The following is a 13959-nucleotide window of genomic DNA, read 5'->3' as shown; positions in this document are numbered from 1 at the left end:
CAGTTACGATCAACGCTAAACGAAACAAACGAAAATCGCAATATTCGAAACGGAAATACCGACTGAAGCCCTGTCCACTTTTCCCACACCAACCGCCGAATTAAGCCGACATCAGATTCTGATTACCCCTCGTAGGCTCACTCCCTCGCACAAGGAAGTGAGCCGTCATGTCAGAGCGCTTGTACCCACCCACCGAAGAAGACTTACGCAAACGACGGATCCTGACCCCGCAGCCGTCGCGTGTGCCGTATTCGCCGTCTGTTGATTTTTTCGAGCCATCCCCTGCCCCGACACCCACGCTAACCAAACCTCCCGGCTGCGTTTTCATCAAGCCCTGCCAACTGCCTGACGGCATCACCCATTACTTCAACCCGGCCGGGTATGTCCCGTTGGAGCTGATTAAGGAGTACGGCCATTTAAGCCTGCTGGGTGGGCGTGAGGTGGACGGGCGGGGCGCGGTTGCCCTGCGCAAGATCGGCGGTAGCGCATTGCCCGCAGGTTTGGGGCAGTTGGCATTACGCTCGGCGGTTTTGGAGTCGGCGGCCACTGCCGTCGGGTCCGTCGCCGGTGGCCTGTTGACGGGTTTGGTGGCGCTGGCTTGGCCGTCGAGGCTGGGTGACAGCGCGCTCTACAGCGAGGAGCAGTTGCGTTCGATGCAACGGGCGCGCTCGCAGATGCGGTTGCATATCGAGCAGCGCGAGGACGGCACGCTCAAGGGGTATGGGTTTTACACGGGCAACCATGCCGACTGGCAGATGATTGATGTGGTGCAGTTTCAAAGCCGTGGCGATCAGTTTGTGGCGGATTTGGATGAGGGCGTGGAGCTGATCTGGACGCCCGCCGTTGATCCCAGTGACACGCTGGGTATTCCAGCCTTGGAGGCTGCGCCGCAGGCGCCGGTGATCTGGATTTATCCGCCGACGGAGAAAGCCGCGCAAATTCTGGTGAACCCGATTTATCCGTCGGAGTATCGGGATTTTATTCTGGTGTTCCCGGTTGAGTCGGGGGTTCGGCCGCTGTATGTGGTGGTGAATGAGCCTCGGAAGGGCTTGAAAAATCCAGATTTTGGCTACCACCCGGCACCCAGAACCGAGGACATTACTGGTTTCCCTGGTTTGATAGAACAGAAGAGAAAGACGCGAAAACGCAACGGTGGCGGTCTTCGGGAGCGTTGGAAGGACGCGAAAGGAAAAAAGCTTTTTGAGTGGGATTCAGAACAAGGAGAGCTGGAAGTCTACCGATACAGTGATGTGAAACATCTAGGTTCATTTGACCCTTATACCGGCGAGCGGCGGGGGCCGGCGAAAGATGAGAGACGTATAGACAAGTAAGTGGAGCGTTCGCTATGGCAATGAAAATACGGCTACAGTGGTTCAACAAACAAACAGAAGCCCTGGAGGCCGCTGAATACTCAGTAGACTTTGAGGAACACGACAGCATTCTTAACGAACTCGGTCTACACGAGGAACCACAAATCTACGCTGGAGGATTTGACGTTCTCCCCAGTTGGATCGCGATTCTTCAGCCACATTTCCGACGGGTGATAGAACCAAATTTGTCCGACTTCCAGATTTCTTTTCACTACCAAGGCGCCTGGCCACCGCCCCCAAAGCAACCCAAAAAGGCGTCCTAATGCAATGAAACCCACACTGCAAAAGCCCCTCCTCTACCGCTCAGTCAACACCCGAACCCATGGCGTGCGCCACGGCAGTTGTCGCGCCTACCGGTATGAGCGGCACACCAAAAGCGAAAAAGACAAACAATCAAATCGCGGTTCGATGCATAGCCATCAACGGCATGGCTTTGATTACACCCCGCTGTTCCGGTTTCTCCTGTCCAAAGTCGGCCACCCATGGGATCAGGTGTTCAGCGAAGCCAAGGCCCGCCTGGATCGTCCGGACCCGGTATTCTGGATGGTCGCGCAACATGAAAGCGACAAGCAGGATTGCGTGAGAACGGATGAAAACAGCTACTACAGCGGCTTGTATGTCGACGAAGGCGGCCTGCTGCAAAAGGTCAACCCACAGCTGACGCCCGAGCAGATGAAACCCTGCTGCAACTGCTGCACCCACACCTTCAACGGTGTGGTATGCCCACAGGGTCTACCCCACAATGGCTAACCCTCAACCCGACTTACCCCCACTCCCCGCCTCCGCCACCGGTACCCGATTCGCCGGGTCCGTCACGTCATACACATGCTGCTCACACCCCGAACCCTTGAATTGGAATTCCACCAGGTACACTTTTGCCCTCTCCGGGCGGAACGTATTCATCGCCGGCCCGCAGGTGTAGTAGTAACCCGTGCGGGTGTCGTTCGCGTAACCCGATACCGTGAGTTTCTTGCCGGGGTCGGCCTGGATTTCCAGTTGTGGAAAACGCTTGAACGTGGCGCTGGCAACGGTTTGGTTGAGCTTGGCGATCCAGTTGAAGACCTTGCCTTCGCCGGTGTCCATCACCGTGCCGAGGACTTCCATGCGTGGGTCGGGGTCGCCTTCGCGGCTGATCGAGAAGTCGACGGCAGGAGTGCCGCCACTGGACTTCATGATGACCTTGGCGTGTTCCGCATCCACAGCCACGGTTTTCTGGCGAAACTGAATGCCGTCCTTGAGCAGGCTGGGCGATGAGTCACGTTGGTTGGATTGACAGGCGCCCAGGGCCAGGGCGAGGGAGAGCAGCACGATTCGCTTCACGGGGATGTCCTTATCGGAGAAGAGTGTGATGACTGGACCCGAATTTAAACGGATTGTTCCGTTTTAGGAGGGGATTAACAGTGCGGCCGTTTCAAGCGCGGTCAAACACCAACCGCGCGCACAACCCACCCTGCTTGCGGTTATGCAGCGCCAACCGGCAGCCGATCTTGCCCACGATCATTTGCACAATGGCCAACCCCAACCCCGCGCCATTGGCATTGCCCCGGCTGTAGAACCGTTCGAACAGGCGCTCCATTTGCGCCTCATCAATCCCGGGCCCCTGATCTTTCACGCTCAGGCAATGCGCACCAATCACCACCTTCACTTCACTGCCTGCCGGGGAAAAGTTAAGGGCATTGGTCACCAGGTTCTGCAATGCAATCGCCAACGCCGCCGGTTCGGTTTTCACCCAACATTGCTCCTCCCCTTCAAGCACCAGCTCCACACCTTTTTCCATGGCCAAGGGGGTCAACTCGGCAAGTTCTTCGCGCACCAGTTCGGTCAATTGCACACGTTCACACACGGGGTTGTTCAACTGCGGCTCGATGCGGGCCATGGTCAGCAGTTGGCTGCCGATGCGGGTGGCACGGTCGACGCCGTTGACCAAAAAGTCCAACGCCTCACGTCGCTGCTCCTCAGTGATGGCACTCTGCGCGTTCTGGGCGTGAATTCGCAGGATCGCCAGCGGTGTACGCAGTTCGTGGGCGGCGTCGGCGATGAAGCGGCGTTCGCGCTCCAGCAGCTCATCCACTTGCACCAACAGCCGGTTAAGCGCGGTTTGCATGGGTTCAAGATCGCTGGGCAAAGGCTTGAGGTGCAAGGGTTGCAAGGTCTCGGCAGTTCGCCCACGGATGGACAGGGCCATGGCGCGCAAAGGTTTGAAGCCCCAGCCGATTACCCACCAGATCAACAGCGTCAGCAGCGGCACGCCGATCAGCGTCGGCCAGAGGGTGTGGCGCATGATGCGCTGGATCACGTCCTGGCGAATGTCATCGCGCTCGCCCACCCAGATCAGCAATCCCTGTTGCGGATCGGCAAGGAGGAAGGCGCACCAGTCATTGCCGTTGTCCATCAGGTCGTGGGAACCGAGGGTCGTCGGCGGTGCCGCCAGCACGGGCGCTTCGGCGGAGCGCACGAGCAATTGACCCGCGCTGTTCCATACTTGGAAGGTCAGGCGGGTTTCATAAGGGTGGGCCACGCCATCTTTACCCACGCGACTCATGGCCTGGTCGAACGCCTGGTACAACCGCTCCCAATCCGCTTCCCCTGGATCCCGTTGGCGCAGCACGCCTTGCAGCAGGCGCGCGCTCTGGGCGAGTTGGGCGTCGTAGACTTCTTCGATTTCATGGTGGCTGTCGCGCAGCACCAGCCAGCTGATCAGGGCGTCACCCGCCAATATCAGCAGCAAGACCGGGATGAGGATACGTGCACGAACCGAGGTCATGGTTTGAGCGCCAGCACATAGCCGACACCGCGCACGGTGCGGATCAGCTCGGTGGATAACTTCTTGCGCAGGTTGTGGATCAGCACTTCCAACGTATTGCTCTCGACCCGATCCTGCCAGCCATACAACGCGCGGGACAACCGCTCGCGGGTCACGACTTTGCCGGGGCGCACCATCAATTGGTGCAGCAGTTGGTACTCCATCGGGGTGACGATGATGTCGGCGTCCTGGTAGCGCACTTGCTGGGTGGCCGGGTCGAGGCTGATGCCGGCGTGTTCCAACATCGGTTGTGCGCGGCCCTGGCTGCGGCGCAACAGGGCGCGCACGCGGGCTTTGAGCTCTTCGACGTCGAAGGGTTTGACCAGGTAGTCGTCGGCCCCCGCGTCCAAGCCGGCGATGCGCTCGGCGGTGCCGTCGCGGGCGGTGAGGATCAGCACCGGCACGTCATGTTGCTCGGCGCGCAGTTGCTGCAACAGGTCGAGGCCGTCGAGGCGCGGCAGGCCGAGGTCGAGCAGCAACAGGTCGAAGCTTTCCGTGCGCAAGGCATGCAGGGCCGCAACGCCATCCTGCAACCAATCGAGGGTGTAGCCTTCGGCGCCCAATGCCACACGAATGCCTTGGCCGAGGGCACGGTCATCTTCGACAAGGAGTAGGCGCATAGCAGAATCTCTGTAGGAATCGGCGGCATCATGCCGGGTTCTGGCATGGGTTATTTCGGCAAAGATGTTACGGCGCGTTGCCAACTAAGGTTGCGCTAAGGTTGGTTTTGCACTGTGAAGCCTCCCACCTTTGCTGAGAGCTTTTCCATGCGCAAAATTCTCCTGCTGTCCCTGATTCTCGCCAGCCCCCTGGCCGTCGCCGGCCCGCAGTGCACCACCGCCGAGCGCTCGCAATGGCAAGACGAAAAAGCCTTCCAGGACAAGCTCAAGGCTGAAGGCTACACAATCAGCAAGTTCAAAGTCACCGATGGCAACTGCTACGAGATCTACGGCTTCGACAAGGACAAGCGCAAGGTCGAGATCTACCACGACCCCGTCACCGGCAAAGCCGTGAAGACTGAGATCAAGGGCTGATGCCAGGCGAATCCCTGCGCCTGTGGGACCCGCTGGTGAGACTGTTTCATCTGTCGATCGCCGGGGTCTTTGTCGCCAATTACTTCTTTAACGAAGCAGGCGATGACTGGCATGTCTGGCTGGGCTACTACGCCATGGCCTGGCTGCTGGTGCGGTGGGTGTGGGGATTTGTCGGACCGCGCAGTGCGCGTTGGGCGGACTTCTGGCCGACGCCAAAGCGCCTGAAGGCCCACATGCGCTCGCTGCTCAACGGCCGGCCCCAGCATCGCCTGGGCCATTCGCCGATTGGCGCGCTGGTGATGCTGTTGATGTTACTGGCGCTGCTGAGCATCGGCATCAGCGGTTTCCTGATGCAGGAAGTCGACGCTTTATGGGGTGCCGATTGGCCGCTGCAAATCCACGAAACCGCTGCCAACGTGCTGCTCGGCCTGGTCTGCGTGCATGTGCTGGCGGCGGTGTTCGAAAGTATCCAGGTGCGGGACAACCTGCCGTTATCCATGCTCACCGGTCGCAGGAAGCGCCTGCCGGATGAACCTGCGCAGTAATCCTTTATCCACAGGTCCCCTATGCGCTCCGCCTTATTGATTTGCAGCCTGCTGGCGGTGTTTTTCGCCGCCTGGCAGAGCCATCCGCCCCATGTATTGGCGCCGTTTGCCCAGGCCAGCCCGAACACCGCAAAAGTCGCGGCGCCGGCGCAGTACAGCAGCCGGTTCGTGTCCACCCAGCTCACCGACTTTGTGCACTCGTCGTCCGTCACCGCCCTGCCCGGCGGCGACTTGATGGCGGTGTGGTTCGCCGGCTCCCGCGAAGGCGCGGCCGATGTGCAGGTGCGCACCGCACGCTTTGATGCACGCAGCGGCGAATGGGGCGCCGAACAGGTGCTGGCCACGCGCGAAAGCACCCGCGACGGCACCCAGCGCTACATCCGAAAGTTGGGCAACCCGGTGATCGCCCTGGGCCCGGATAAACGCCTGTGGATGTTTTACGTGTCGGTGTCAGTCGGCGGCTGGGCCACCAGTGCGATCAACCTGATGGTGTCGGACGACCTCGGCGCCAGTTGGTCGGCGCCAAGGCAACTGGTGACTTCGCCGTTCTTCAATATCAGCACCCTGGTGCGCGCCGCGCCGGTGTTCCATGCCGACGGTTCCATCGGCCTGCCGGTGTACCACGAGTTCATGGGCAAGTTTGCCGAATACCTGTACCTGAGCGCCGATGGGGCGGTAATCGATAAATTCCGCATCAGCCGCGGCAAAAATTCCCTGCAACCGACCATCGTGCCGCTGGATGGCCAGCGCGCCGTAGCGATGTTGCGCTATGCCGGCGACACCCATCACCGCGTGCTCGCCAGCCGCACCGAAGACGCCGGGCAAACCTGGAGCGAGCCGTATCCGTTGGAGCCGGCCAACCCCAATTCATCGCTGGCGGCAGTGGCCACGCAGGACGACGGCTTGCTGGTGGCCCTCAACGATCTGCAGGACGGCCGCTTCAAACTCAGTCTCTACGGCACCGACGCCCAGCTCAGCCAATGGCGCACGGTGGTGCAGCTGGATGAGTCTCCCGACCCGCTCGGCCAGCCATTCTCACCCGAGGCCTATAAAGAAATCATCGGCGAAGGTTTCCGTGCTTCCAGCGGCGCCCGGCGTCTGCCGTTGGAGCAGCGCTTCCTCAGCAACCTCGACTACCGCGTGTGCAAACCCCGTGGCTGCGATTTCGAATACGAGTACCCGTATTTCAGCCGCAGCCCGGACGGCATGTACCACTTGGTCTACTCGTGGAATAACACCTTTATCAAACATGTCAGCTTCAACGAAGCCTGGCTGGCGGAGCGGCTGTGATGGTTAATTTGTGGCAGGCGCATTTGAGTTTTGTGCTGTTGGGTTTTGTGTTCCTGAGCCTGTTTCGATTCACCGCGCCGTGGCGGCCGTGGTTGTTGCCGCTGTTGGCGGCGGTCAGTTTTATCCCGGTCAATGAATTGCCGCTGGCGGCGTATGTGCGCAGTTTTACCGATGACCTGGCGATCAGCACGTTGGTGTTGCTGGCGTGGGTTGCACTCAGTCGACTGGGCGTGGTGCAGCCTCTCAATCGACGGCACCACGTGCAGACGCTGATGGTGTTTGGGCTGTTGAGCCTGGCTCTGTACCCGGCCACGTTGGGCCTGACCTATTTCGATCCGTACCGCTGGGGCTTCAACCCCCGGCCGATGATTGTGCTGGTGGGCGCGGCCACACTGCTGATGCTGTGGCTGCGCAATGCCCTGGCAGTGTGGATGCTGGCAATCGGCACGCTGGCCTTCGCGCTGCGGCTGAAGGCGTCGGAAAACTATTGGGATTATCTGGTCGATCCGCTGTTGGCGGGCTACTGCATCGTCGCTGGACTGATGCAATTCAGACTGTGGGAGGGGGCTTGCTCCCGATGGCGGCGTGTCAGCCAGCACCTGCGGCACTGAACCACCGCCATCGGGAGCCCCCCTCTCCCACATTGGATTTGTGTTGTTTTAGAGAATGGGAAAAATGATGAGTGCGTTGCAATCACGCCGCCTGCGCTACGGCGTGGGCGCGATCGGGTTGGTGTTTGCCTTGCTGGCCGCGTTGCGGCTGGTGTTTGTGCTGGGTTTTTCCGGCCTTGATTTGAATACCCCGGCACTACTGGAAACCCTGGGCATCGGCCTGCGTTTCGACCTGCGCCTGGCGGTGCTGCTCCTGCTGCCGCTGGCGCTGCTGGCCTGGATTCCACGCTGGAACCTGACCACCCTCCCGGCCCTGCGCTGGCTGGCCCGCGCCTATCTGGTGGTGGCGCTGGCCGTGGTCGGCCTGGTGTACATCGTCGACTTCGGCCACTACGCCTACCTCGGCGTGCGCATCAACGCGACCGTGCTGCGTTACCTGCAAGACGCGCAGATTTCACAACAGATGGTGTGGGAAACCTACCCGGTGCTGTGGATAACCGCGTGCTGGCTGGCGGCGGTGGCCTTGTGGGTGTGGGCGCTGGTCTGCCTTGAGCGGTTGACCCTGGACCGCGCGCCCAGCTCCCGCGGCAAACTGTCATTGGTGGCTGTTTCCGTCATCGGCGTGATCGGTGTGCTGCTGGCCCTGCTCGGCCGTGTCGCCCATCTCAACCTGGAGAACCCGGTGCCGCTGCGCTGGAGCGACGCGTTCTTTTCCGGCAACCCGCAGGTGGCCGCCGTGGGGCTGAACCCGGTGCTGTTTCTGTACGACACGCTCAAGGTCGGCCAATCGCAATTCGATGAGGTCCAGGTGCGCGAGCATTACCCACAGGTCGCCCACTACCTGGGCGTCGACCGCCCCGATGCCCAGCAGCTGAACTTCATCCGCGAACAAGGCGTGCAGCCCTATCGACTGGCCGGCGAGCGAGCGCCCAACGTGATCTTCGTGATGCTCGAATCCCTCGGCACCAGCGCTGTCGGCGCCTACGGCAACCCACTCAACCCCACGCCGAACCTGGACAAACTGGCCACGCAAAGCTGGTTCTTCAAACACTTCTACGTGCCTGTCACCGGCACCGCCAAGACCGTATGGGCGAGCATCACCGGCGTGCCCGACGTCACCCGCCAGGAGACCGCCACGCGCAACCCGCTGATCACGCGGCAACACACGCTGATCAACGCGTTCGAGGGTTACCAGAAGTTCTACATGATCGGTGGCAACGCCGGCTGGGCCAATATCAATGCCTTGATCCGCCAGAGCATCGACGGCGTGCAGCTGTTTGAAGAAAGCCATTGGCGCTCGCCACGGGTAGACGTGTGGGGCATTTCCGACCTGGATCTGTTCAAGGAAGGTGACGAACTACTGCGCGCGGTCCCGAAGAACCAACCTTTCTTTGCCTACCTGCAAACCTCCGGCAATCACCGTCCGTTCACCATTCCCAAGCACAACGATGGCTTCCAGGTCCGCGACGTGACGCTGGAGCAGGCCCAAGCCGCCGGTTCACGCAGTGTCGAGCAATACAACGCCGTGCGCCTGCTGGACTACAACATCGGCCGGCTGATGGAAATCGCCAAGGCGGGCGGTTACTACGACAACAGCATCTTTGTGTTCTTCGGCGACCACAACACCCGCATCAGCCAGATTCCGCACATGGCGCCGGCTTTCGAACAACTGGGGCTGGAGAGTAATAACGTGCCGTTGCTGATCCACGCGCCCGGCCTGCAACCCCGGGTGATCGAAGAAGCCGTCGGCCTGGCGGACTTGCTGCCCACCGTGGCCGGCTTGGCGGGTGTGCCGTTTAGTCACGGCACGATGGGGCGGGATATCCAGCAACCGGCACCGGAAGGTGAACGCATGGTGCCACTGGTGTTGCGCGAGGGGACCTTCCCGGTGATCGGCGGCGTGACCCGCCACTTCCTGTTGCAGATGCAGCATGACGGCAGCTCACCGACCCTGCATGACCTGGCATCACCCACCCCGCGTGACGACGTGGCCGCGCTGCATCCCGATGAGTTTAAGCGTTTGCAGGGGCTGACCCGAGGCCTGCATGAGAGCGCGCGGTTGATGCTGTTCAGGAATGTGCGGGAGTGATTATTTGTCCTGGAACGTTTCGAGGTACGCCAGGATGTTTTCAATCTTCTCCTGGTCACTGATGCCCCAGAAGATCATCCGCGTACCACTCACCACTTTCTTCGGGGCCTCGATGTAGGCCGCGAGTTTGTCGCGGGTCCAGACCACACCGGAGTTCTTCATCGCATCGGAGTACTGATAGTCAGCGGTCGTCCCCGCAGGGCGTCCGATGATGCCGTTGAGTTCCGGGCCAAAGCCGCCGCGCGCGCCTTCGCCGATACTGTGGCAACCGCCGCAGGTCTTGGCGAAAAGCTTACCGCCCGCCTCGGCATCGCCCGCAGCAAACGCCGAGTGGGTATTGAGTAACAGGACGAGGGAGAGTAACGCGTACTTCATGATGGCTCCGCATCGGGCAAGGAGGGAGCGATTATGCCTGTATCCGCTGCGCTGCGCCGTTCGAGGAAACAGTCTCTAAACCGCTCTAAAACGACCACCCATCGCCCCACAGACATCCAATCGAACCTATTCCAACCCATTCCACTCCACCTTACTGAACCCATGATGGAGGAGTAAGGATCATGGCTCAGCCATCGATTTTGGTACTGGAAGACGACGAAATCATTCGCGCGTTAATGGTGGATGTGCTGGAAGATTTCGGTGCAGTCGTCACGTCTTTTCCTTCGGCGGATGAGGGAATGATTTACCTGGAGCGGGCCGATGATCCGGTCGACCTGATTGTCAGCGATATCCAGATGCCTGGGTTACTCAATGGCTACGATTTGAGCCGCGTGGTTGCACACCGCTGGCCCTCGGTGCCCGTGCTGCTGACCTCCGGTAACGCGAAGATTGCGTCGCAGTTGGGCGGGTCTGTGCGGTTTCTGCCCAAGCCGTGGAGCACTGAGCACTTGATTGAGTATGTGCAAACAGCATTGACACAACAGGGCATGTCCATGCATTGATAGCGTCGCGATATCACGCTTACCGAACTTCGTTGCAGGCTCGGTGGTCATTATTGATGCAAGGAGCGACTTTTCTGATCCGTCGGTCAGCCTTTTCGCCTTGTGCGCTCAGTGGCCAACGACGAGTTGTGTAGAATTGTCGCCCACTTCCATGCGTCATTCATGGCCGCAAGGCCCACAGTTCGAGCTCATTGAATGCATTCACAGGCCCCTGATGTCGGTGCGCCCTCAACGCTGGAAGCGCTGCGCACCGGTACGGCCCTGCTGCACGTGGCGCTGGAAAAGCGCTTGCCGTTTTTTTCCGAGCGTTTGGACGCCGGCTGGTATCAGCGCTTAATCCAGGCGTACTACGGCTTTTATGCGCCGATGGAAGCGGTACTGTTCGACGGTGAGTTGATCCCGGAAGGCTTCGACCCGGTGATGCGGGTGAAAACGCCTACGCTGGTGAACGACCTTCACGCCCTTGGCCTGAATGACCGCGCTATCAACGCCCTGCCCCGCTGCGCCAACCTGCCGCCCCTGGATACTCCCGCCGCCTGCCTGGGCGCCCTGTACGTGCTGGAAGGCGCGACCTTGGGTGGCCAGGTACTGCGCCGGGAAATGGCCGAGCGCCTGAACGTGAGCGGCGACACCGGCGGCGCGTTCCTCAACGTATACGGCGCCGAGACCGGCCGTCGCTGGAAAGAATTCCTTGATTACCTGGGCCGCCTGCCGCTGGACGCTCTCGCCAGACAGCACGCTGTGGACGCCGCCCGTTCGACATTCAGCTGTTTTGAGCAATGGCTCGACAGCCAGGAGGTACTGCTATGAAACCCGACGATTTTGAAGAGCTGCTTGCCAACTGTGCCGACGAGCCCATCCGCTTTCCGGGGGCGATCCAGCCCCACGGCGTGTTGCTGACGTTGTCGGAGCCGGACCTGAAGGTCATTCAGGTCAGCGCCAACATCGGCACCTTGTTCGGGCAGGCGCCCGAAGCGCTGCTGAACCAGCCGCTGCACACCCTGGTGGGCATCGAGCACGCCAAGGCCGTCGCCGCCATGGCCGAAAACAACACGTTTTTCGACGCCCCGCCGCTGCACGTCAGTTTTAACGGCGCGGAGTTCGAAGGCCTGCTGCACCGCCATCAAAACGTGCTGGTGCTCGAGTTCGAACCCCTGCTCAAGGATTTCCGCCCACGGGCGCTCAACGGGCGCACCAGCGACCTGGGCAAGATGCTGCAACGCCTGCAGTCGGCAAAAACCCTGCAAGCGCTGTACGAAATCAGCGTGAATGAAATCCAGGCCATGACCGGCTACGACCGTGTGCTGATCTATCGCTTCGAAGAAGAAGGCCACGGCCAGGTGATCGCAGAGGCGTCCGCGCCGTCCATGGAGCTGTTCAACGGACTCTTCTTCCCTGCGTCCGACATTCCGGAGCAAGCCCGCGAGCTGTATCGCACCAACTGGCTGCGCATCATCCCGAATGCGGCCTACGAGCCGGTCCCCCTGCTGCCCAAGCTGCGCCCGGACACCGGCCAGCCGCTGGACTTGAGTTTTGCCACCCTGCGCAGTGTGTCGCCGATTCACTGCCAGTACATGCAGAACATGGGCGTGTTGTCGTCCATGAGTATCTCGCTGATGAAGGGCGACAGACTCTGGGGCCTGATCAGCTGCGGCAACCGCCAGCCACTGTTGGTGCCTAACGACCTGCGCACTGCCTGCCAGACCATCGGCCAGGTACTGTCGTTGCAGATCAGCGCGATGGAAGCCCTGGACCTGAGCCGCCAGCGCGAGGAAAAAGTCGAGGCTTTGGCCCTGCTGGATCGGGCGATGAAGGCCTCGGAAGTGAATGTATTCGACGGCCTGGCACAGCAAGGTCAGTTGCTGATGGACCTGACGCTGTCCGGTGGCGTGGCGATCATCGAAGACAAGCAACTGCACCGCTACGGCAACTGCCCGGAACCGGCGCAGATCCGCGCGTTGCACAGGTGGCTGCAGGAGAGCGGCGAGCCGGTGTTTTCCAGCCATAACCTGGCGTCGGTCTACCCGCCGGCGGTGGAGTTCCAACAGATGGCCAGTGGTGTATTGGCCATGAGCTTGCCCAAGCCCGTGGATAACGGCGTGCTGTGGTTTCGCCCGGAAGTGAAAGAGAACATCAACTGGAGCGGTGACCCGACAAAGCCGCTGGACCTGGAAAATTCCGACGCAGGCCTGCGCCTTCGCCCACGCACCTCGTTTGAAATCTGGAAGGTAGAAATGGCCGGCATCTCCACCAAGTGGAGCCATGGCGACCTGTTTGCGGCCAACGACCTGCGCCGCTCCGCGCTGGAAAACGACCTGGCGCGCCAGGTGCAACGTGAGCAACAAGCCGTGCGTGCGCGTGATGAGCTGGTGGCGGTGGTGTCCCATGACCTGCGCAACCCGATGACTGTGATTTCCATGCTCTGCGGCATGATGCAAAAAGCCTTCAGTTCCGATGGCCCACATACTTCGCGGCGGATTTCCTCGGCCATCGACACCATGCAACAGGCCGCCGCGCGCATGAACGTGCTGCTGGAAGACTTGCTCGACACCTCGAAAATCGAGGCCGGACGCTATGTGGTCAAGCCGGTGGCGCTGGACGTGAGCCAGATGTTCGAAGAGGCCTACTCGTTGCTCGCACCGCTGGCGATGGAGAAAGGCATCGACCTGTCGTTCAACGCCGAGCCTGGGTTGCAGATCAATGGCGACCCCGAGCGCCTGTTCCAGGTGCTGTCGAACCTGATCGGCAACGCCATCAAGTTCACGCCGCGTCAGGGCAATATCGGCATCAGCGCCATGAGCAATGGCGAAGAAATTGTCTTCTCGGTACGCGATTCCGGCGAAGGGATTGCGCCGGAACAACTGCCGCATGTGTTTGATCGCTACTGGACCCAGACGGAAAACAACCCGACCGGTAGTGGGCTGGGGCTGTACATCACGCAAGGTATCGTCCAGGCCCATGGCGGCAGGATCGTTGCCGAGAGTGAAGTGGGTCGGGGGAGTGAGTTTCGGTTTACGGTGCCGAGGGTCATCGAAGACTCGTATACCTGACGCGGTAAGAATGTGAGGTGTGGGCGCAGGGTTTGCCCGCGATGGGGATAGGTATCTACACCACTCCGGGTATGGCGCTGGACCTGTGGCGAGGGAGCTTGCTCCCGCTGGCGGCCTGGCAGACGACCTGGATGTTGGATCAGACTGGGTACATATCCGTTATTTAGGTAACGGCCACTATGGGTTCCGCTTTTACAGCGGCTCACTTTTGAAGAGCGCAAAAGTAAGC

General features: G+C 60.6%; 15 protein-coding genes. 11 read left to right on the top strand and 4 right to left on the bottom strand.

Translation table 11 applies throughout. The features are described from left to right. The first annotated feature begins 167 nt into the window (after positions 1 to 167). The 3 genes from AO064_RS00435 to AO064_RS00425 are packed head-to-tail and all read left to right on the top strand — an operon-like array spanning position 168 to position 2120. Complete coding sequence (locus AO064_RS00435) at positions 168 to 1331, top strand: S-type pyocin domain-containing protein (protein ID WP_064052063.1); 1164 nt, start codon at positions 168 to 170, stop codon at positions 1329 to 1331. Between the two features lie 14 nt (positions 1332 to 1345). After that, on the top strand, positions 1346 to 1633 hold the full coding sequence (locus AO064_RS00430) for a colicin E3-like toxin immunity protein (RefSeq protein WP_064052062.1): 288 nt from the start codon (positions 1346 to 1348) through the stop codon (positions 1631 to 1633). 4 nt (positions 1634 to 1637) lie between these two features. Next, positions 1638 to 2120: a hypothetical protein gene (locus AO064_RS00425; RefSeq protein WP_064052061.1), complete on the top strand. Its 483-nt coding sequence runs from the start codon at positions 1638 to 1640 to the stop codon at positions 2118 to 2120. Between the two features lie 3 nt (positions 2121 to 2123). Here the strand turns inward: AO064_RS00425 and AO064_RS00420 are convergent, their stop codons facing one another. The 3 genes from AO064_RS00420 to AO064_RS00410 form a co-directional block, all read right to left on the bottom strand. Next, on the bottom strand, positions 2124 to 2690 hold the full coding sequence (locus tag AO064_RS00420) for a hypothetical protein (protein WP_064052060.1): 567 nt from the start codon (positions 2688 to 2690) through the stop codon (positions 2124 to 2126). Between the two features lie 91 nt (positions 2691 to 2781). Then, on the bottom strand, positions 2782 to 4134 hold the full coding sequence (locus AO064_RS00415) for a sensor histidine kinase (protein WP_064052059.1): 1353 nt from the start codon (positions 4132 to 4134) through the stop codon (positions 2782 to 2784). Continuing rightward, a complete protein-coding gene (locus AO064_RS00410; protein WP_015885789.1) occupies positions 4131 to 4793 on the bottom strand; it encodes a response regulator in 663 nt (220 codons plus the stop codon). The genes AO064_RS00415 and AO064_RS00410 overlap by 4 nt, the downstream gene beginning before the upstream one ends. 147 nt (positions 4794 to 4940) lie before the next feature. Here AO064_RS00410 and AO064_RS00405 point away from each other — a divergent pair, with 147 nt between their 5' ends. The 5 genes from AO064_RS00405 (at position 4941) to AO064_RS00385 (ending at position 9742) form a co-directional block, all read left to right on the top strand. After that, positions 4941 to 5207, top strand: coding sequence for a PepSY domain-containing protein (locus tag AO064_RS00405; protein ID WP_015885790.1), 267 nt, complete (start codon positions 4941 to 4943; stop codon positions 5205 to 5207). After that, positions 5207 to 5752 (top strand): cytochrome b/b6 domain-containing protein, encoded by a 546-nt coding sequence (locus AO064_RS00400; RefSeq protein WP_064052058.1) that lies wholly within the window; start codon positions 5207 to 5209, stop codon positions 5750 to 5752. The genes AO064_RS00405 and AO064_RS00400 overlap by 1 nt, the downstream gene beginning before the upstream one ends. Before the next feature lie 21 nt (positions 5753 to 5773). After that, positions 5774 to 7042: a sialidase family protein gene (locus AO064_RS00395; protein ID WP_064052057.1), complete on the top strand. Its 1269-nt coding sequence runs from the start codon at positions 5774 to 5776 to the stop codon at positions 7040 to 7042. Then, the gene (locus tag AO064_RS00390; protein ID WP_064052056.1) at positions 7042 to 7653 is read left to right on the top strand and encodes a hypothetical protein; all 612 of its coding nucleotides are present in this window, start codon (positions 7042 to 7044) and stop codon (positions 7651 to 7653) included. Before AO064_RS00395 ends, AO064_RS00390 begins: the two co-directional genes overlap by 1 nt. Before the next feature lie 67 nt (positions 7654 to 7720). Further along, a complete protein-coding gene (locus AO064_RS00385) occupies positions 7721 to 9742 on the top strand; it encodes an LTA synthase family protein (RefSeq protein WP_064052055.1) in 2022 nt (673 codons plus the stop codon). Here the strand turns inward: AO064_RS00385 and AO064_RS00380 are convergent, their stop codons facing one another. Further along, positions 9743 to 10117 (bottom strand): c-type cytochrome, encoded by a 375-nt coding sequence (locus tag AO064_RS00380; RefSeq protein ID WP_015885795.1) that lies wholly within the window; start codon positions 10115 to 10117, stop codon positions 9743 to 9745. A gap of 182 nt (positions 10118 to 10299) precedes the next feature. On the opposite strand from AO064_RS00380, the gene AO064_RS00375 reads away from it, so the two are divergent. The 3 genes from AO064_RS00375 to AO064_RS00365 all read left to right on the top strand — a co-directional run bounded on the left by AO064_RS00375 (position 10300) and on the right by AO064_RS00365 (position 13730). Further along, positions 10300 to 10680: a response regulator gene (locus AO064_RS00375; protein WP_064052054.1), complete on the top strand. Its 381-nt coding sequence runs from the start codon at positions 10300 to 10302 to the stop codon at positions 10678 to 10680. 195 nt (positions 10681 to 10875) lie between these two features. Next, positions 10876 to 11490: a biliverdin-producing heme oxygenase gene (locus tag AO064_RS00370; protein ID WP_064052053.1), complete on the top strand. Its 615-nt coding sequence runs from the start codon at positions 10876 to 10878 to the stop codon at positions 11488 to 11490. Beyond that, complete coding sequence (locus tag AO064_RS00365) at positions 11487 to 13730, top strand: ATP-binding protein (protein ID WP_064052052.1); 2244 nt, start codon at positions 11487 to 11489, stop codon at positions 13728 to 13730. Before AO064_RS00370 ends, AO064_RS00365 begins: the two co-directional genes overlap by 4 nt. The last annotated feature ends 229 nt before the right edge of the window (positions 13731 to 13959 follow it).

Source organism: Pseudomonas marginalis, assembly GCF_001645105.1.
GTDB lineage: Bacteria > Pseudomonadota > Gammaproteobacteria > Pseudomonadales > Pseudomonadaceae > Aquipseudomonas > Aquipseudomonas petroselini.
Note: the sequence above shows the minus strand (reverse complement) of the source record. Positions and strands in the feature narration are given on the sequence as shown.